The 18,665-nt window shown below is 70.7% G+C and carries 17 protein-coding genes and 1 pseudogene; 7 read left to right on the top strand and 11 right to left on the bottom strand.

The features are described from left to right. Nucleotides 1-106: 106 nt before the first annotated feature. The gene (locus ACCP09_RS11135; RefSeq protein ID WP_433745542.1) at nucleotides 107-1,429 is read right to left on the bottom strand and encodes an aldehyde dehydrogenase (NADP(+)); all 1,323 of its coding nucleotides are present in this window, start codon (nucleotides 1,427-1,429) and stop codon (nucleotides 107-109) included. Next, a complete protein-coding gene (locus ACCP09_RS11130; protein ID WP_123684460.1) occupies nucleotides 1,426-2,373 on the bottom strand; it encodes a U32 family peptidase in 948 nt (315 codons plus the stop codon). The genes ACCP09_RS11135 and ACCP09_RS11130 overlap by 4 nt, the downstream gene beginning before the upstream one ends. A 167-nt stretch (nucleotides 2,374-2,540) precedes the next feature. Between ACCP09_RS11130 and ACCP09_RS11125 the strand changes: the two genes are divergently transcribed. Continuing rightward, nucleotides 2,541-3,830 (top strand): MFS transporter, encoded by a 1,290-nt coding sequence (locus ACCP09_RS11125; RefSeq protein WP_027933337.1) that lies wholly within the window; start codon nucleotides 2,541-2,543, stop codon nucleotides 3,828-3,830. Here the strand turns inward: ACCP09_RS11125 and ACCP09_RS11120 are convergent. After that, on the bottom strand, nucleotides 3,827-4,300 hold the full coding sequence (locus ACCP09_RS11120; protein ID WP_084022709.1) for a YfbM family protein: 474 nt from the start codon (nucleotides 4,298-4,300) through the stop codon (nucleotides 3,827-3,829). The genes ACCP09_RS11125 and ACCP09_RS11120 overlap by 4 nt on opposite strands. A gap of 109 nt (nucleotides 4,301-4,409) precedes the next feature. On the opposite strand from ACCP09_RS11120, the gene purS reads away from it, so the two are divergent. Both purS and purQ read left to right on the top strand, forming a co-directional pair. Then, a complete protein-coding gene (gene purS, locus ACCP09_RS11115; RefSeq protein WP_017985747.1) occupies nucleotides 4,410-4,646 on the top strand; it encodes a phosphoribosylformylglycinamidine synthase subunit PurS in 237 nt (78 codons plus the stop codon). Continuing rightward, nucleotides 4,643-5,314 carry a phosphoribosylformylglycinamidine synthase subunit PurQ gene (gene purQ / locus ACCP09_RS11110; protein ID WP_027933336.1) on the top strand — a complete coding sequence of 224 codons (672 nt, stop codon included), beginning with the start codon at nucleotides 4,643-4,645 and terminating at the stop codon, nucleotides 5,312-5,314. Before purS ends, purQ begins: the two co-directional genes overlap by 4 nt. A gap of 42 nt (nucleotides 5,315-5,356) precedes the next feature. On the opposite strand, the gene ACCP09_RS11105 is transcribed toward purQ, so the two are convergent. Beyond that, complete coding sequence (locus ACCP09_RS11105; protein WP_433745536.1) at nucleotides 5,357-7,084, bottom strand: ABC transporter ATP-binding protein; 1,728 nt, start codon at nucleotides 7,082-7,084, stop codon at nucleotides 5,357-5,359. Beyond that, nucleotides 7,069-8,649, bottom strand: coding sequence for an ABC transporter transmembrane domain-containing protein (locus tag ACCP09_RS11100; protein WP_433745533.1), 1,581 nt, complete (start codon nucleotides 8,647-8,649; stop codon nucleotides 7,069-7,071). Before ACCP09_RS11100 ends, ACCP09_RS11105 begins: the two co-directional genes overlap by 16 nt. Nucleotides 8,650-8,730: 81 nt before the next feature. On the opposite strand from ACCP09_RS11100, the gene purL reads away from it, so the two are divergent. Continuing rightward, the gene (gene purL, locus ACCP09_RS11095) at nucleotides 8,731-11,019 is read left to right on the top strand and encodes a phosphoribosylformylglycinamidine synthase subunit PurL (RefSeq protein WP_020421406.1); all 2,289 of its coding nucleotides are present in this window, start codon (nucleotides 8,731-8,733) and stop codon (nucleotides 11,017-11,019) included. A 280-nt stretch (nucleotides 11,020-11,299) separates the two neighbouring features. On the opposite strand, the gene ACCP09_RS11090 is transcribed toward purL, so the two are convergent. After that, a complete protein-coding gene (locus ACCP09_RS11090) occupies nucleotides 11,300-11,776 on the bottom strand; it encodes an N-acetyltransferase family protein (RefSeq protein WP_433745529.1) in 477 nt (158 codons plus the stop codon). A gap of 46 nt (nucleotides 11,777-11,822) precedes the next feature. Here ACCP09_RS11090 and ACCP09_RS11085 point away from each other — a divergent pair, with 46 nt between their 5' ends. Continuing rightward, on the top strand, nucleotides 11,823-12,401 hold the full coding sequence (locus ACCP09_RS11085) for a helix-turn-helix domain-containing protein (protein ID WP_433745526.1): 579 nt from the start codon (nucleotides 11,823-11,825) through the stop codon (nucleotides 12,399-12,401). Here ACCP09_RS11085 and ACCP09_RS11080 read toward each other — a convergent pair. From ACCP09_RS11080 to ACCP09_RS11065, 4 genes and pseudogenes are all read right to left on the bottom strand, one after another. Continuing rightward, nucleotides 12,398-13,459, bottom strand: coding sequence for a hypothetical protein (locus ACCP09_RS11080; protein WP_123684452.1), 1,062 nt, complete (start codon nucleotides 13,457-13,459; stop codon nucleotides 12,398-12,400). The genes ACCP09_RS11085 and ACCP09_RS11080 overlap by 4 nt on opposite strands. A 162-nt stretch (nucleotides 13,460-13,621) precedes the next feature. Further along, nucleotides 13,622-14,482 (bottom strand): lysozyme, encoded by an 861-nt coding sequence (locus tag ACCP09_RS11075; RefSeq protein WP_378332864.1) that lies wholly within the window; start codon nucleotides 14,480-14,482, stop codon nucleotides 13,622-13,624. A 188-nt stretch (nucleotides 14,483-14,670) separates the two neighbouring features. Beyond that, nucleotides 14,671-15,504, bottom strand: a pseudogene (locus ACCP09_RS11070) (lysozyme). 94 nt (nucleotides 15,505-15,598) lie between these two features. Next, nucleotides 15,599-16,222, bottom strand: coding sequence for a type VII secretion system-associated protein (locus ACCP09_RS11065; RefSeq protein WP_020421413.1), 624 nt, complete (start codon nucleotides 16,220-16,222; stop codon nucleotides 15,599-15,601). A 65-nt stretch (nucleotides 16,223-16,287) separates the two neighbouring features. Between ACCP09_RS11065 and ACCP09_RS11060 the strand changes: the two genes are divergently transcribed. Then, on the top strand, nucleotides 16,288-16,668 hold the full coding sequence (locus ACCP09_RS11060) for a sterol carrier family protein (RefSeq protein ID WP_037322773.1): 381 nt from the start codon (nucleotides 16,288-16,290) through the stop codon (nucleotides 16,666-16,668). A 45-nt stretch (nucleotides 16,669-16,713) separates the two neighbouring features. On the opposite strand, the gene ACCP09_RS11055 is transcribed toward ACCP09_RS11060, so the two are convergent. Continuing rightward, nucleotides 16,714-17,547, bottom strand: coding sequence for an SAM-dependent methyltransferase (locus ACCP09_RS11055; protein WP_027936356.1), 834 nt, complete (start codon nucleotides 17,545-17,547; stop codon nucleotides 16,714-16,716). 154 nt (nucleotides 17,548-17,701) lie between these two features. On the opposite strand from ACCP09_RS11055, the gene ACCP09_RS11050 reads away from it, so the two are divergent. Next, nucleotides 17,702-18,580 (top strand): helix-turn-helix domain-containing protein, encoded by an 879-nt coding sequence (locus ACCP09_RS11050; protein WP_123684449.1) that lies wholly within the window; start codon nucleotides 17,702-17,704, stop codon nucleotides 18,578-18,580. Nucleotides 18,581-18,665: the final 85 nt, after the last annotated feature.

Genomic DNA, 18,665 nt, shown 5'->3' with positions numbered 1-18,665 from the left:
GCTGTGGGATCGCCTCCTCATGAACGCCGGTTCACCACGTCGGCGCTGTCCTCGCGAGGAACCACCTCAGAACCCGCGGCGGTGCCGGCTGGGAGCCGGCACCGCCTCAAGGCCCCAGCACGTTGTCCGGCACGTTCTGGAACGCGACCGGGCGCCGGAACCGGTCCACCGCCGCCGTGCCGACCGAGGTGTGCAGCGGCGCCGTGGTCGCCGGGTACGGGCCGCCGTGGTGCATCGCGCGCGTCACGGCCACCCCGGTCGGCCACCCGTTCCACACCACGCGCCCCACGTGCTCGGCCAGCTCGTCGACCAGTTCGGCCGCCACCGGGTCGTCGTCCTCCGCCTGCACGGTTCCGGTGAGCTGCCCGTCGAGGGACCGGACGACGTCCAGCATTTCGGACGCGGTCGAGTACTCCACCACCAGCGAGGCCGGGCCGAAGCACTCGGTCCGCAGCGCCTCGCCGTGCTCCAGCAGCGCCTTCGCGGTCGTGGCCAGCAGTGTTGGCGCCTCGCCGCCGTCGACCAGCGTGCGCACCTCGGCGTGCCCGACCAGCCGGCCGAGCACCGCCGCGTAACCGCTCGCGATGCGCTCGTTGAGCAGCGGCGCGGCGGCCACCTCGCGCACCCGCTCGGCCGCCGCCTCCCCGATCCCGGCCCCGGCCGGGACCACGAACAACCCGGGCTTCGTGCACAGCTGACCGGCGCCCATCGTGAACGAGTCCACGTACCCGGCCGCGATCTCCGGGCCACGCGCCCGCGCCGCCGCCTCGGTGACGAACACCGGATTCACGCTGCCCAGCTCGCCGTAGAACGGGATCGGATCCGGCCGCGAGACCGCCAGGTCGTACAGCGCCCGCCCAGCGGTCGGCGAACCGGTGAACGCCGCCGCCCGGACGCGGGGATCGGTCAGCGCGGCCCGGCCGTCCTCCTCGCTGTGGATCAACGCGAACACGCCCTCCGGCAGCGCGGCCCGCACGATCTCGCCGGTCGCGTCGGACAACCGGGGGTGGCCGGGGTGCGCCTTGAGCACCACCGGGCAGCCCGCCGCCAGCGCCGACGCGGTGTCCCCGCCCGCGACCGAGAACGCGAACGGGAAGTTGGACGCCGCGAAAACCAGCACCGGCCCGATCGGACGGTGGGTCAGCACCAGCTTCGGCCGCGGCGCGGGCGGCCACGAGGGGTCCGCCTCGTCGACGACCGTGCGCGGCTGGACCTCCTCGGCCAGCAACCGGAGCTGGAACGTGGTGCGCACGACCTCACCACGCAGCCGCGCCTCCGGGATGTGCGTCTCCTCGTGCGCGATCGGCACGAGCTCATCCGCGGCCGCGTCGATGCCGTCCGCGACCTTCTGCAACGCCGCGGCGCGATCGGCGCGCGCCCACGACCGGGCGGCGTCGGCGGCCGCTTCGAGGATGTCGTCCAAGCTCATCGGGTCACCTCCGCGACGGTGGCGGGCACGGCGAGGTCGGCGGCAGGCAGGGCCGAGCCGACGGCCTCCGGCGCGTGCCGGTGGAGCAGTTCGAGACCGATCTCAGCACGACGGACCCGCTCGCGCACCAGCGCGACCGCGGTCGGCGTCAGGTGCGTGCCGCTGGGGTAGATGTTCGGCGCGTTGCGCAGCCCGAACTTGAGGTAGACCGGCGCGGCGACCCGCACGATCTCGGCGATCTCGAAGTGCCGGACGAATCCGCCGAGGTCGTCCGGCGCCTCGATGTAGACGTCCAGGGGCAGGTCGACGGCCGCGCGGATCGCGGCGAGCTGGGCCAGGCTCAGGTCGGTCGGCACGTTGTAGGTGGTGGCCCCGGCCTGTTCGGCGAGCCGGATCGACGCCGGGTTGGCCAGGCCCATCTGCACGCTGACCTTGAACCGCATGTCGACGGGCAGTTCCCCGGCCGCGCGCATGCGGTCGGCGACGCTCAGCACCCCGAGGTCGGTGACCAGCACGCTGCGGATCCCGGCCTCAGCGGTGCGGCGGATGTCCTCCAGCACGTGGACCAGCTGCTCGGCGCCCCGCGCCTGCGCGGCGAAGGGCCCGCCGCCGGACGCCACGGACGCGGCACCGGTGTCCCACCCGGCGACCGGGCGGGCGAACAGGCTCACCTCGACCTCGCGCGCCCGCGCGAGGTCGGCCATCGCGGCCAGCTCCGCGCGCGTCAGCAACATGCCGCCGCTGCCCTGCGAGACGCGGTGCACCACGACCCCGCGGGCGTCGGCCTCGGCGTAGACGGCTTCCAGCGCCTCCGGGCCCTCGACGCTCGGGATCTCCACCCGGTACTGGGCGCCGTCCGGGAACCGCTTGGGGCTCGTCGGCAGCTCACCCGGGTCGCCGGGCGGCAGGCCCAGGGTGCGCAGGAAGTCGCGGGTTCTGTCCACGGTTCACCACCGTTGTTCGAAATTTCGGATGCGGTTCGTAGTCCCGGACGACGTTAGGCGCTGGCCGAACCGCGGTCAAGACGGTTGACACCACCCGAATCCCGACTTTAGGTTCGGAGAGCCGAACGTCATCCGAGATATCGGACGAGCAGACAACGGAGTCACCCGTGCCCCCAGCCATCCTGCGCAAGATCAGCCTGCGCCTGCTGCCCTTCCTCGGGCTGCTGTACGTGATCGCCTACATCGACCGGTCCAACGTCGGGTTCGCGAAGCTGACCCTGCAATCCGAGCTCGGCCTGTCGGCGACCGTCTACACGCTCGGCCAGGTGTTCTTCTTCGTCGCCTACGCGCTGCTGGAGGTGCCGAGCAACCTCGCACTGCACCGCTACGGCGCGAACCGGTGGATCGCGCGGATCATGCTCACCTGGGGACTGGTCACCGTCGCGACCGCGCTGGTGTCCACGACCTGGCAGTTCTACCTGGCGCGGTTCGCGCTCGGGGCGGCCGAGGCCGGGTTCTTCCCCGGCGTCATCTACTACCTGACCCGCTGGTTCCCGGAAAGCCACCGCAGCAAGGCGATCGGGCTGTTCATGCTGGCCGGCCCGGTGTCGTTCATCATCGGCAACCCGGCGATGGGCGCGCTGAACGACCTGCACGGCGTCCTCGGCCTGGAGGGCTGGCAGTGGATCTTCGTCGCGACCGGCGTCCCCGCCGTGCTGCTGACGCCGATCGTGCTGTGGGTCCTGCCGAAGTCGCCCGAGACCGCCAAGTGGCTGACCGACGACGAGCGCACCTGGCTGACCGGCGAGCTGCGCCGCGAGGCCGAGGCCGCCGGCGCCCAGCCGCACAGCCCGTGGGCGGTGCTCAAGGACTCACGGGTGCTGGCGATGGCCCTGTTCTTCCTGTGCTTCCCGCTCGCCACCTACGGACTCGCGTTCTGGCTGCCGACGATCGTGAAGGGCTTCGGCGACCTGTCCGGCTTCGGCGTCGGCGCGGTGTCGGCGATCCCGTACGTGTGCGTCATGGCTGGTCTTCTCGTGGTGCCGCGGCTGGCCAACCGGCGCGAGGCGCCCTTCGGCTGGCTCGCGTTGATGCTCGGCTTCTCGATCGCCGGGTTCCTCGTGGCCGCGACCGCGAGTGCCCCGTGGCTGCAGATGATCGGGCTGTGCGTCGCGTCGATCGGCGGCTACGCGGCCCAGCCGGTGATGTGGGGCCTGGTGCCGAAGTTCCTCGCCGGGGCGACCGCGGCCGCGGGCATCGCCGCGATCAACGGCATCGGCAACCTCGGCGGCGGGTTCGGCCCGATGGGCATCGCGGCGATCGTGGACGCCACCGGTTCGGCCGCGACCGGCCTGTACTTCCTGATCGCGGTGTCCGTGCTCGGCTTGTTCGGCACGTACGGGCTGCGCCGGGTGCTGCGCCGCCGCGCGGACACCGCGAAGGTGCTGACCAGCTAGAAGGAGAAGCAGCCGAGTGCGGCGTTGCCGGTGCGGGCGACCGCGTCGAAGAACTCCCGCAGCGTGGCGTAGTTCACCGAAAGGTACTCCAGCTCCTCGTCCGAGTGGGTGTCCCAGATCCGCGGGTAGATTTCGCGGGCCATCATGTCGGCGGGGTCGTAGTGCTCGGCGAGCCGCTCGAACGGCGCGGCGTTCAGCGACTCGGCGATGCTCTTGACCGTCTCCGGCGGGAAGCCGTTGAACTCGTCGCCGTCGTGTTCGATGGGGTCGCCGTCCATGCGCAGGTCCACATCGACCCCGGCGGCGTCGAGGAGGTACTGGATGCCGTCCCAGGCCTTCTCGATGAACCCGTCGCGGACGGTCGCGTCGTCGCTGAGCTCGTCGTACAGCTCTTCGGCCAGCCTGCCGTCGTCCATCACGCCGTCCAGCTGCTCCGGCGTGACCTCGATGAACCCCAGTGTCATTCCCATCGGCAGAAGGTATCCAGGTCACACCCATCACCACCCTGGGCGGGGTGTGCCCGCACCACAGCTAGACTCGGCTGGTACCGCCTACCTGCGATTACTGGAGCGACCCGCCGTGGCCCGTGTGGTGGTTGACGTCATGCCCAAGCCCGAGATCCTCGACCCGCAAGGTCAAGCCGTCGCCGGGGCGCTGCCGCGGCTGGGCTTCACCGGGGTCACCTCGGTGCGCCAGGGCAAGCACTTCGAGCTCGAGGTCGACGACTCGGTCGACGACGAGACGCTCGCCAAGATCGCCGAGGGCTTCCTCGCCAACCCGGTGATCGAGGAGTGGACCGTGCGGAGGCTCCCGTGAAGATCGGTGTGATCACCTTCCCCGGCACGCTGGACGACGTGGACGCGGTCCGCGCCGCCCGCTATGCCGACGCGGAGGCCGTCAACCTGTGGCACGCCGACGAGGACCTGCGCGGTGTCGACGCGGTGATCGTGCCCGGCGGCTTCTCCTACGGCGACTACCTGCGCTGCGGCGCGATCGCCCGCTTCGCCCCCGTGATGTCGTCGGTGGTCGACGCGGCCAAGGGCGGCATGCCGGTGCTCGGCATCTGCAACGGGTTCCAGATCCTGTGCGAGGCCGGGCTGCTGCCGGGCGCGCTGGTGCGCAACAAGAAGCTGCACTTCGTGTGCCGCGACCAGTGGCTGCGCGTGGAGAACAACACCACGGCGTGGACGACCCGGTACGAGGCGGGCGCCGAGATCCTGGTGCCGCTCAAGTCCGGCGAGGGCGGCTACGTCGCCGACCAGTCCACGCTGGACGAGCTGGAGGGCGAGGGCCGCGTGGTGTTCCGCTACGTCGGCGAGAACCCGAACGGCTCGCGTGACGACATCGCGGGCATCTGCAGCGCCAACGGCCGCGTCGTCGGCCTGATGCCGCACCCCGAGCACGCGATCGACGCGCTGACCGGCCCCAGCGACGACGGGCTGGGGATGTTCCTCAGCTTGGTCGACAGCCTCGTCAACGCCTGATCCGGCGGGTTCCTCCGGGGGCGCCGGGCCTCCGGAGGAACCTCAGCCGACGTTGGCGGCCGTCACCAGGCGGGAGTACGGGCCGTTCGCGGCGAGCAGTTCGGCGTGCGTGCCCAGCTCGGTGATCCGCCCGGCCTCCAGCACCGCGACCCGGTCGGCCGCCGCCGCGGTGTGCAGCCGGTGGGCGATCGCGATCACGGTCCGGCCGTCCAGCACCCCGCTCAGCGACCGCTCCAGGTGGCGGGCCGACGAGGTGTCCAGCAGCGAGGTCGCCTCGTCGAGCACCACCGTGTGCGGGTCGGCCAGCACGACCCGCGCCAGCGCGAGCTGCTGCGCGGTCGCGGCGGGTACGGCCAGCGCGCCCGAGCCGAGCTTCGTCTCCAGGCCGTCCGGCAGCCCGTCGAACCAGTCGCGCAGCCCGACCGCGGCCAATGCGCGCACCAGCTCCTCGTCCGGCCACGAGCCCGCCGGCAGCGTCAGGTTCTCCCGCAGCGTCCCGGAGAACACGTGGTGCTCCTGGGTCAGCAGCAGCACCTCGCCGCGCAGCACGTCCTCGGCCAGCTCGGACACCTCCGCGCCGCCGATCGTCACCGAACCCGAACCGGGCGCGGCGACCCCGGCCAGCAGCCTGCCGAGCGTCGACTTGCCCGCACCGGACGGGCCGACGATCGCCAGCCGCTGCCCCGGCGGCACCCGCAGGTCGATGCCGTGCAGCACCTCGCGGCCTGCCGAGTAGCCGTAGTGCACGTCGCGCACCACGATCTCCTGGCCACGCGGCCGCGGTCCACCCGCGCGTTCCGCCTCGCCCCGCACTCCCAAAACGCGGCGCAGCGCCGTGCCGGACACCTGCAGGTCCTCGACCCACCACATCGCCTCTTCGAGCGGCCCGGCCAGCGCCTGCACGTACACCACCATCGTGGTGATCGTGCCCAGCCCGACCAGACCCTCGCCGTACGCCCAGCCACCGAGCAGCAGCACCGCCGCCACCGGCGTGACCTGCGCGATCTGCATCCACGGGAGCCACCCGACGGTCACCCCGCGCAGCCGCTGTTCGCCGCGGACCGCCCCGGCCAGCGTGCGGTTCCCGAGCGCGATCCGCCGCCCGGTCAGCCCGAGTGCCTCCGCCGTGCGCGCGCCCTCGGTGGTCTCGTGCAGGCTCGACTGCACCTCCGACCACTGGTCGAGCATCTCCTCGACGATCCGCGGCGCGCGCCGGACGTACCAGCGCATGGTGAACACCACGATCGGCACCGCGACCAGCAGCCCGAGCGACAGCAGCGGCGAGGTGACGATCATCCCCGCGACGGTCAGCACGATCGTGATCAGCGCGATCGAGATCTCCGGGATCGCGTTGCGGACCGAGAAGTCGATCCGGTCGGCGTCGGTGGTCGCGCGGCTGATCAGGTCACCGGTGCCTGCCGCCTCGACGGTGCCCAGCGGCAGCCGCAGCGCGCGCTCGACGAACCCCTCGCGGGTCTCGGCCAGCACGCGCTCGCCGAGCATCCCGGTGCTGAAGCGCGCGAGCCGCTTCAGCACCGCCTGCACCACCAGGATCACCACGAACGCGAGCGCGAGCAGGTCGATCCGGCTGTCCCCGGCCACCGCGAGGTCCACCAGGCGCCCGAGGATCTGCGGGCCGGCGAGCCCGGCGATCGTGGCCAGGCCGAACAGCCCGATCACGACGCCGAACTCGCGGCGGTTCACGCGCAGCAGGTCCCGCGCCCAGCGCCGGGCCTCGGCGCCGGTCGCGAGAACTAGCTTGAAACGCATGTGATCACCTCGTCCGCCACCGCTTTCCACAGTGGACTTTCCGTGAAGACGACGGTCGTGCGGCCACGGCGCAGCTCGGTGACCCGCTCGGTGATGCGGGCCTCGGTGTGCGCGTCGACGGCCGAGGTCGGTTCGTCGAGCAGCAGGGTGTCGGCGTCCAGTGCCAGCGCGCGGGCCAGGTTCAGCCGCTGCCGCTGGCCGCCGGACACCTCGCGGCCCCGCTCGCCGATCAGCTCGTCGAGCCCGTTCGGCAGGCCCAAGACGATGTCCTCGGCGTCGGCGGCCCACAGCGCGACCTCCGCCCGCTCGGCCGGGACCAGCTGATCCCGCAGGATGCCGGAGAACCACAGGTCCTGGTTGTGCGCGTAGACCACGCGTGACCGGAGTTCGGCCAGCGCCACGTGGTCGGCGGGCACGCCGGACACGAGTACCCGCTCGCCGGGCTCCGGGTCGGCGAACCGGGCCAGCCGCGCGGCCAGCGCCTCGGCATCCGGCCCGGCGTCCACGACGGTCAGCTTCCCGGCCACCGCGGTGAACCCGGAGGTCGTGTCGTGCAGCTCCAGCGGCCCGTCCGGCAGCGCGACCGGCGCGTCCGGCTCGGACAGCAGCGGCCGCAGGCTCAGCACTCCGCAGACCTTCTTCGCCGACACCATCGCCGAGGAGAACGCGGCGGTGAACTCGGTCGCCGTGCTCACCGGCACCACCAGGAAGACCGACGACGAGTAGAACGCCACCAGCTCACCGACGCTGATCGTGCCCGCCGCGACGAACCGCGCGCCGAGCCAGGTGATCGCCACCGTGACCAGTCCGGGCAGCAGCACCTCGGCGCCCACCAGCCACGACTCGCTGCGCGCCACCTCGACGCCCGCCCGCCGGACCCGCTGGCTGGCGCCGCGGAACCGGCCGAGGAACTGCTGCTCGCCGCCGACGCCGCGGAGGATCCGCAGACCCGACACGATGTCCGCGGCCAGCGCGTTCACGCTGGACAGCTCCTCGCGCTGCACGCCCTTGCGGCGTTGCAGCGGCGCGACCAGCTTGCCCATGCTCAGCGTCGCGAGCGGGACCCCGACCAGCGCGATCACGCCCAGCAGCGGCGACATGCCGATCAGCACCAGGCTGACGGTGAGGAAGGCCACCACCGAGCCGAACAGCCGGCCTGCCACCTCGAACACGTTGCCGATGTGGTTGATGTCCGAGGAGGACACCGCCATCACGTCACCGGTCCCGGCCTGCGGGCGCAGCGACGCCCCGAGCCGCGCGGTGTGCTCGACGACCGCGCGCTGCGTCATCGCCGCGCCGTGGATCCACATGGTGTGCACGGCGAAGATCAGCGCGCCTGCGCACACCGCCTGCGCCACGCCGAGCAACACGACCAAGCCGACCCCGCCGAGCAGGTCCTCGCCGGCGCGGATGTCCTCGACCACCCCGCCGATCACGAGCGGCAGCAGCGCGCCGGGCAGCAGCCACAGCGCGCCCAGGACGCACGCGGACACGGCGAGCCACGGCCGCGCCCGCAGGAGCGCGCCCAGGAATCGCAGTGGCGTGAGCCGGGACCGGAGGCGCATGACAACAGACGGTAAGTGCCCCAGCTCACCTCACGCGACCGATTTTCTGCCGGTCAGAGCGCTGCAAGTACCCTGGAGGCCGTGACCGACACCCTGGCCATCGACACGACCGAGCGGGCCGCGGAAACGCCGGACCTCCCGCAGCCCTACCGCGAGCTCGGGCTCGCCGACGACGAGTACGCGCGCATCCGCGAGATCCTGGGCAGGCGGCCGACGGACGCCGAGCTGGCCATGTACTCGGTGATGTGGAGCGAGCACTGCTCGTACAAGTCGTCGAAGAAGCACCTGCGCTACTTCGGCGAGACCACCACCGAGGAGATGCGCTCGAAGATGCTCGCCGGGATCGGCGAGAACGCCGGTGTCGTCGACATCGGCGACGGCTGGGCGGTCACCTTCAAGGTCGAGAGCCACAACCATCCGTCCTATGTGGAGCCTTACCAGGGCGCCGCGACGGGTGTCGGCGGCATCGTGCGCGACATCCTCGCGATGGGCGCGCGGCCGCTCGCGGTGGCCGACTCGCTGCGCTTCGGCCCGGCCGACGCCCCGGACACCCGCCGCGTGCTGCCGGGTGTCGTGGCCGGCGTCGCCGGGTACGGCAACTGCCTCGGCCTGCCCAACATCGGCGGCGAGGTCGCCTTCGACGCCAGCTACGCGGGCAACCCGCTGGTGAACGCGCTGTGCGTGGGCGCGATGCGCACCGAGGACCTGCACCTGGCGTTCGCGTCCGGCACCGGCAACAAGATCATCCTGTTCGGCGCGCGGACCGGTCTGGACGGCATCGGCGGCGTGTCGGTGCTGGCCAGCGACACGTTCTCCGGCGACGAGAACTCCGGCGGCCGCAAGAAGCTGCCGAGCGTCCAGGTCGGCGACCCGTTCACCGAGAAGGTGCTCATCGAGTGCTGCCTGGAGCTGTTCCAGCAGAAGCTCGTCGTCGGCATCCAGGACCTCGGCGGCGCGGGCCTGTCCTGCGCGACGTCCGAGCTGGCCGCGGCCGGCGACGGCGGCATGCACGTCGAGCTGGACAAGGTGCCGCTGCGCGCCGAGGGCATGACCCCGGCGGAGATCCTCTCCAGCGAGTCGCAGGAGCGGATGTGCGCGGTCGTCGAACCGTCCAAGGTGGACGCCTTCCTCGCGGTGTGCGCGAAGTGGGACGTCATCGCCACCGTCATCGGCGAGGTCACCGACGGTGACCACCTGGTGGTGACCTGGCACGGCGAGACCGTGGTGGACGTGCCGCCGCGCACCGTGGCGCACCAGGGCCCGGTGTACGACCGGCCGGTCGCCCGTCCGTCCACTCAGGACGAGCTGCAGGCGGACACGCCGGAGAAGCTGCACCGTCCGTCCACTCCGGACGAACTGCGGGAGACGCTGCTGAAGGTGGTCTCGTCGCCGAACCAGGCGTCGAAGGAGTGGGTGACCGACCAGTACGACCGGTACGTGCGCGGCAACACGGTGCTGTCGCAGCCGTCGGACGGCGGCATGATCCGCATCGACGAGGAGACCGGGCGCGGCGTCGCGGTGTCGACGGACTGCAACAGCCGGTTCGTGTACCTCGACCCGTACGCGGGGGCGCAGATCGCGCTGGCCGAGGCGTACCGCAACGTGGCGACGACGGGCGCCACCCCGCTGGCCGTGACCGACTGCCTGAACTTCGGGGCGCCCACGGACCCGGGCGTGATGTGGCAGTTCGAACAGGCCGTGCACGGCATCGCCGACGGTTGCGCGCAACTCGGCATCCCGGTGACCGGCGGCAACGTGAGCTTCTACAACCAGACCGGTGAGACGGCGATCCTGCCGACGCCGGTGGTCGGCGTGCTCGGCGTGATCGACGACGTGCGGCGGCGCATCCCGACCGGGATCGGCGCCGAGGCGGGCGAGACGCTCCTGCTGCTCGGCGAGACGCACGACGAGTTCGGCGGTTCGGCGTGGGCGCACGTGATCCACGGGCACCTGGGCGGGCTGCCGCCGAAGGTGGACCTGGAGCGCGAGCGGCTGCTGGCGGAGATCCTGGTCGCCGGTTCGCGCGACGGGATGATCTCGGCCGCGCACGACCTGTCCGACGGCGGCCTGGCGCAGGCCCTGGTAGAGATGGTGCTGATCGGCCAGTGCGGGGCGCGGGCCCTGCTCGACGAGGACGCCGACCCGTTCGTGCAGCTGTTCTCGGAGTCCACCGGGCGGGTCCTGGTGGCGGTGCCGCGGACCGAGGAGCTGCGGTTCACGGAGATGTGCACGGCCCGCGGCCTCCCCTGGCGCAAGGCCGGCGTCGTGGACCCGGAGGCGGGCGGCCTGGAGATCCAGGGCGTGGCGACCTTCGGGATGGAAGAACTGCGCGACGCGTTCGAGAGCACGCTCCCGAAGCTGTTCGACTGAGGAGTCGCGGACGCTACTGCCGCAGTGCGGTGGCGCCCGCGAACTCGGCACCGTCGAAGATGACCGGGCCGTGGGTTCCAGGGCAGTGAGTGGACGCGGCCGCGGAACTCGACGTGGTCGGCGGTCGGGAGTTCCACCGGCTTGGCCGAAGCGTCGATCCGTGACGCGTCCGGCACGGAGCAGCTTCAGCTGATGCCGCCCGTGCTCGGAGCACCGATCGTCCTCGCCGCGCGGCACCGGTCGTTGGGCCACCGCGCGATCACTGTGGCATGCCGGAACCCTAGATCAGGCTCTTCTGCAGCAGGAGCGTGTCGAGCCAGCGGTCGTGCTTGTAGCCGACGTTGCGCAGCACCCCGACGTCGGCGAAGCCGCGGCGGCGGTGCAGCGCCGGTGAGGCCGGGTTGCGTTCCGGGTCGGCGATCACCGCGATCACCTCGCGGATTCCGTTCTCCTGGCATCGGGACAGGAGCGCGTCCAGCAGCGCGCCGCCCACGCCGCGGCCCGTCGACCACGGGGCGAGGTAGATCGAGTTCTCCGCCGTGCGGCGGTAGGCCGGGCGCGTCTTCCACGGCGAGCAGTACGCGTAGCCGGCGACGCGGCCGTCCACTTCGGCCACCAGGAACGGGAGGCCGGCGTCGGTGATCGCGGTGAAACGGCGAGTCCATTCGGTCAGGTCCGGCGGTTCCAGCTCGAACGTCGCCGTGCTGGTCCGCACGTAACCCTCGTAGATCCCCGCGATGGCCGGCAGGTCGGCCACTCCAGCCGATTTCACTATAGGAGAAGCAACCACTACTATAGGATACATGGATCTCGACGCGCTGGGCAGGCGCATCCAGACCGCCCGCACCGGGCGCGGCATGACGCTGCAGGGGCTCGCCGACCGGTCGGGGGTCAGCGTCAGCATGTTGTCCGCCGTCGAACGGGGCTCGAAGGCGCCGACCGTCGTGGTGCTGGACCGGATCGCGAAGGGGCTCGGGCTACCACTGACGGACCTGCTCACCGAGCCGCCGCGGATGGTCGTGCGCCGGGCCGCGGACCAGGACGTGGTCGACGAGCCGGGCGGGTGGCAGCGGACGATCCTCACCCCCGTCGTGCCGGGGGTGAACTTCGAGTGGATCCGCTCGACGCTGCCCGCGGGCTGCGAGGCCGGCACGTACCCGCCCTACGCGGCGGGCTCCCACGAGTTCATCTACGTGCAGTCCGGCGTCCTCACGCTGACGATCGACGAGGACACCCTGGAACTGGAAGAGGGTGACAGCCTCTACCTCCCGGCAGACGTCACCCTCTCCTACGCCAACCGCGCCGCGACGCCCTGCACGTACTACGTCGCGGCGCTGATCATGCGGCCGAGGCGCCCCGGCCTCGGCCGCCGATCCGGCTAGAACACCCCGAACACCGAGACGCAGAAGCCCTCGCCGTCGAAGTTCTCCGCGAAGAACAGGCCGGTGACCTGCTCGCCCTGCTGCGTGCCGGTCAGGTCGCCGGACACCATGGTGTCCGTGGCGCTGTCGTAGGTCGGCGTCACGTTGGCGCGCTTCTCGGCGGCCTCCCGCGCGTCGTCCTTGTTGTCCTGCGTCGCGTCGGAGCAGACCAGCGAGGTCACGCCGTTGACGTCACCGGCCGCCATCTTGGCCAGGAAGTCCTCGACCATCGCCTTGCCGTCGCTGCCGCCGGTGCCCCCGGTCGACGAGCTGCTGGACGACGTCGGCGTGCGGCTGCTCGACGAGCGCGAGGTGGACGTGCGGGTCGAGCCGCCGCTGCCGGACGCCCTGGTCTCCAGGTCCTTCCAGCACCACTTGCCGTTGACCTTCGCCAGCGTGCCGGTGCCGGTGCCGTCCTCGCCGCCCGCGCTGGCGGTGAACTCGACCGTCGCGGTGTCGCCGTTCTCCGTGATCTTGCCGATCGTGATGCTGTCGACGTCGTTGACGTCCTCGATCGCCGACGTGACCGACCGGTCCGCGTCCGCGCACTTCAACGCGTTGAGCGCGTTCTTGTCGTGGTTCCGGATCCCGTCGATCACCTGCTGCGCGACCGCCTGGGGCCCGTCGTCCTTCGAGTCGCCGAGGAAGAATCCCGGCACCCAGAACCCGGTGATGCCCAGCGCCGCCAGCACGACGACGAGACCGACCGACAGGCCGATCCACAGGCCCTTCTTGCTGCCGCCACCGGGCGGCGGTCCGCCGTAGCCGAACTGCGCGGTCTGCGGGTAGTTCGGGTCGTAGCCCGGGTACTGCTGGCCGTAGCCAGGCTGCTGCCCGTAACCGGGCTGCTGGCCGTACTCGGGCTGGCCGTAGGGCTGCTGGCCCGGGTACTGCTGACCGCCGTACTGCCCACCCTGCTGCGGAAAGCCCCCGGACTGGGGATAGCCGCCCTGCTGCTGGCCGTACGGATCTGGTTGCTGACCGTAATCCGGCTGTCCCGGCTGCGGTGGGTAGGTCATCGACGTCGCCCTTCCTGGATCGCTACGCCCTGCTCGGACGTATCGGCGCCGAACCTGGTTCCCCCACGCCCGGACATCGCACTGATCACGGGCATTGTGCCTGGCGACCCCGACAAAAGCGAAGGAGACTCCCACCACGGACGGGCGGGAGCCCCCTCGCGGTCAGCCCTTCGAGGTGGCGAGCACCTGCAGCCGGTCGTACGCGCCGTTGAAGGTGTTCTGGTCGATCGGGCTCGACGAGTACTGCCAGAACGTGTGGAAACCCCAGTTGTAGGGCAAGGTGCCCACCGTCGAGGCGTAGCGCGCGATCCACAGCGGGTTCGTCGCCGCGAACGCCCCGTCGACGCACTGGTTCCACCAGCTCGTGCTGGTGTAGATCACCGGGTACCGCCCGGTGCGGGCGTGGTAGGTGTCACTGAAGTCCTTGATCCACGCGGTCATCCCGCTCTTGGACAAGCCGTAACAGGTCGGGCCGTACGGGTTGTACTCCATGTCCAGCGCGCCCGGCAGCGTCTTGCCGTCCGCCGACCAGCCCCCGCCGTGGTCGACGAAATAGTTCGCCTGCGCGGCGCCGGACGCCGTGTCCGGGGTGGCGAAGTGGTAGGCGCCGCGGATCATGCCGATGTTGTAGGAACCGTTGTACTGCTGCGCGAAGTACGGGTTGGTGTAGTACGTGCCTTCGGTCGCCTTGACGTAGGCGAACCGCTTGCCCTGGCCCCAGTAGTTCGCCCAGTCGACGTTGCCCTGGTGGCCGCTGACGTCGATGCCCTCCACCGTCGCGGCCGCCGCGGTGTCGCCGGCGGCGGCGGCCTGCGTCTCCGCGGTCGAGTGATCGCCCTCGACGCGCGCGATCTGCGAACCCATCGGGTGATCGTAACGAGCGACGTAGTCGTCGACCGGCATCCCGTCGACAGTGGCCGGAGCCGCGCCGGCCGGGGCCAGGGCGCCGAGCACGAGCACGGCGACCGACGCGGCGGTGGCGGACGTGGCGAACCGCCACCATCTCTTCCGTGGAGCAGACATACCCGAGTCCTTTCCATTGCCCTCGCTGAGGACGGTCTTGGTTGCAGGGAGACCGTCCAGGCCGTGATTCTTGATGACGACTTGCCGCTTTGTCACCGAATCCCGTGAATTTCAGATGGCGAGTGGGTGATTCCCGCATGTCGCCGACGACGGCCCGACTTTCGTAGTAACTCGACCGGATTACGACGTCAGTTGTTGGTGGCGAAACCCTTGACCTGCTCCAGCGGCCCGTTGAACAGGTTCTGGTCGCCCGGCAGCACTCCGGAATCGGCGAACTGCCAGATGAACTGGCGCGACTACCCGGCGGGCAGCGGGCCGACGGTCGGCTGGTAGCGGGCTATCCACAGCGGATTGTTCTGCCCGAAGCCCGCGTTGTTCCCGGTGCACTTGTTCCACCAGTTCGTCGAGGTGTAGACGACCGGGAAGCGGCCGGTGCGGGCGTGGTAGGTGTCCGAGAAGTCGCGGATCCACTCGCCCATGCGCGTCGGGTCGAGGCCGTAGCACGCCTCGCCGTACGGGTTGTACTCCACGTCGAGCGCCCCGGGCAGCGTCCGCCCGTCCGGCGTCCAGCCGCCGCCGTGGGCGAGGAAGTACTCAGCCTGCTCGCGGCCGCCGGAGACGTCCGGGCGCGCGAAGTGGTAGGCGCCGCGGATCATCCCGATGTTGTAGGAACCGTTGTACTGCTGGGTGAAACGCTTGTTGATGAACCCGGTGCCCTCGGTAGCCTTGACGTAGACGAACCGGCCGCCCGCCCCCCAGGCGCTCGGCCAGTTCACGTCACCCTGGTGCCCGCTGACGTCGTGCCCCAGCGCGCCGGAATCCGCGTTGTACCGGGGCGGATCGCCCTTGCCCTCGACAGCGGCGATCTGCGAACCGGCGAAAGTGCTTTCCGCCTTCGAGTAGTCCGGTGTGGACGCGGCGGACGACCCCGCTCCGCACACGGCGGTCGTCCCCAGCGCCACGGACACGAGCAGCGTGCCCAGGCGCAGTTTCGAACTCCAGAATTGCACGGCGACTCCCATCCTCCGATGGTCGTCACGATGCCTCGATGGAGCGCTTTTTGCGAGTCGGCTTAGCTCGAAAGCGTGATGCGACTGGCTTAACCGTGCGGAATGTTTAGTCTTTTTGCTCCTGCTCGAGCGCGGCCACCAGGTGCTCGGCAGGCACCACCGCGGTCACCACGTCGTGCGGGTTGATCGCCACCGCGTGACCCGCGAGCAGCGGCACCATGTCGCGGCCGAGGACCGCCCTCGCGTGCGGCCACTCCGGCGGCACCAGCGACTTCGACGTGTACGCGGGCACCAGGACGCGGCCGTCGGTGTTGTGGAACCCGATGACGGTGCGCTGCATGGGCGCGAGCGCATAGACGAACAGCGTCGAGTCGAGGATCACCGGCGGCAGGTCGCTCGCCGGCCGGTGGTTGGTCCGGACCAGCTGCAGCAGCCGCTCCAGGTCGTTGCGCGGCTCCGGGAACCCGAGCGCCTTCGGCGACGGCCGGTAGCGGTCGTTGGGGTGGAAGTCCTCCACGATGTTGCCGCTGCCGTTGACCGGGTACGCGCCCACGACGGCCCACGACGGCACCGGCCCGTTGGGGTCGAACGCCTCGTCGATCACGTAGAGCCAGCTGTTCGGGTTCGCCCTGGCGTTGGCGCGCATCTCCTCGGTGATCTTGGGCTTGCCCGTCTTGTGCTCGGGCTGAGGATTGGGTAGAAGCCGATCCGCCTCGTCCCGCTGCGCCATGTGCGAACCCCGTGTTTCCGCGTCACCTTGCTCACGTCTGCTGCTGTGCACTCTACTGTTTGACCATGCCCGCACCGCGTCCGGTTGACCCCGCTGAGTTGAGAGCCGCGCTGCAGGTCGTTTCGGCTTGGTTGAGCGGAGAAGCCGACCGGCCTGCCCGCCCGGAGCTCGCCGCGGCCGTCCGGCTGAGCCTGCGCACGCTCGCCCAGGACGCCCCCGGCAGGAGTGTCGAGGTGCGGGTGCCGCCGTTCGCGGCGGTGCAGTGCGTCGAGGGGCTGCGGCACACCCGCGGCACGCCGCCGAACGTGGTCGAGACGGACCCGCGGACGTGGCTGGAACTGGCCACGGGCCGTCTCGAATGGACGGACGCGGTGCGGGAGGGCCGGGTCACGGCGTCCGGGACCCGGGCCGACCTCTCGCACTGGCTGCCGATCGTGCGCCTCTAGGACCACCCACGCAGCTCGCACCGCCTAGCAAGCCGCCACTCTTGGTTACGGTTTACGGCCGACACCGCCGGCGATGCACTGGCGGACGAGGTTCAGGGGCTGCAGCCGCGGGCCGTCCGGCCACCAGTCGTCGCACAGGACGAGGCCGGGCTCGACCATCTCCAGGCCGGGGAACAGGGCCTGGATCTCCTCCCTGGTCCGGAACCGGCCGCTGCCCATCGGGCTGTGGACGAACTTCTCCTCCATCTTCGCGGCCAGCTCGGCGTGCTCCGGTGTGCCCGGGTTGTAGAAGTGGGCGATGGAGACGTACGAACCGGGGGCCAGCGCGTCGATGTAGGTGGCCATCTTCTCGCCGCCGTCGTCGCCGAGGTAGTGGTGCCAGGTGCCGATCTGCAGCAACGCGATCGGCCGGGAGAAGTCCAGGAACTCGCGGATCTCCGGGTGCTCCAGGATCTGCTCCGGCTGGAAGATGTCCGCGGCGACGAAGTGGGTGCGGTCGTTCTCCTCGAGCAGCGCGCGGCCGTGCGCGAGCACCACCGGGTCGTTGTCGACGTAGAGGACCTTCGCCTCGGGGTGCACCCGCTGCACGACCTGGTGGGTGTTCTCGGCAGTCGGCAGCCCGGAGCCGAGGTCGAGGAACTGGTCGATCCCGGCCTGCATGGCCAGGAACCGGCAGGAGCGGATCAGGAAGTCCCGGTTGGCCCAGGCCAGGTCGTTGACCTGCGGGGCGACGGTGCGGACCTGCGCCAGCACCTGCCGGTCGATCTCGTAGTTGTCCTTGCCGTTGAGCGCGGCGTCGTACACGCGCGCGATGCTCGCCCTCGTCGGGTCCACACCTACGGGAACTGCACTCGGATAGGGAGCGGTGGCACCGGACATCGCGGGTCTCCCGGGCGTATCGAATGTGAATGGAATTGTCGGACCCACGTAGGGTAAGGGGCGTGCCGCGCCCGGTAAATCCACACCGCGCTTGACTGCGGCTCACCGCGCTGTAAGTTGGATGACTGGTGATTTCTGCGAGGAAGGGTCTTTGATGGCTCCCATCGACCTCCCCGGCTCCGAACAGGCCACCGGCCCGACGGCTCGCCGGATGATCCTCGGCACCCAGCTCCGCCGCCTGCGCGAGAAGGCGGGCATCACGCGCGCCAAGGCGGCATGGGAGATCCGCGCGTCCGAGTCGAAGATCAGCCGGATGGAGCTGGGTCGCGTCGGCTTCAAGGAACGCGACGTCACCGACCTGCTGACCATGTACGGCGTCCACGACCCGGCCGAGCGGGAATGGGCCGTCAAGATGGTCAAGGAGTCCAACCAGCCCGGCTGGTGGCACCCCTACAACGACCTCGTCCCCGGCTGGTTCGACAACTACATCGGCCTGGAGGAGGCTGCCTCCCGGATCCGCACGTACGAGCTGATGTTCGTGCCCGGCCTGCTGCAGACCGAGCGCTACGCGCGTGCGGTGATCAGCCACGGCGACCCGGACAGCCGGGACGAGGGCGTCGAGCGCAAGGTGGGCCTGCGGATGCGCCGCCAGAAGCTGCTCAGCGGGCCGAAGCCGCCGCGGCTGTGGGCGGTCCTGGACGAAGCCGTGCTGGAGCGGCCGTTCGGCGGCGCCGCCGTCCTCAAGCAGCAGATCAGCCACCTGCTGGAGCTCATCGAGCTGCCCAACATCACCATCCAGGTCATCCCGTTCGACATGAGCGGGTTCGCCGCGGAAAGCGCCTTCTCGCTGCTGCAGTTCGCCGAGCCGGACCTGCCGAACATCGCCTACGTCGAGCACCTCAACGGCGCGCAGTACCTGGAGAAGCCGGAGGACCTGGAGGTCTACGGCCGCGCGTTCGACCGGCTCGCCGTCGACGCGGAAACACCCGATCGGACCCGGCAGATGCTGTTGAAGAAGCGGGAAGAGCTTTAGACGAAATGGGTGACGACGAGTAGTCGGAACGAGGCCAGCCAGGCCAGTTTTTGTCACCCGATCGAATTACATGCCCCGCCCCATT

Source organism: Amycolatopsis sp. 3B14 (assembly GCF_050958625.1).
In the GTDB taxonomy this organism is placed as follows: Bacteria; Actinomycetota; Actinomycetes; order Mycobacteriales; family Pseudonocardiaceae; genus Amycolatopsis_E; species Amycolatopsis_E thermoflava.
Note: the sequence above shows the minus strand (reverse complement) of the source record. Positions and strands in the feature narration are given on the sequence as shown.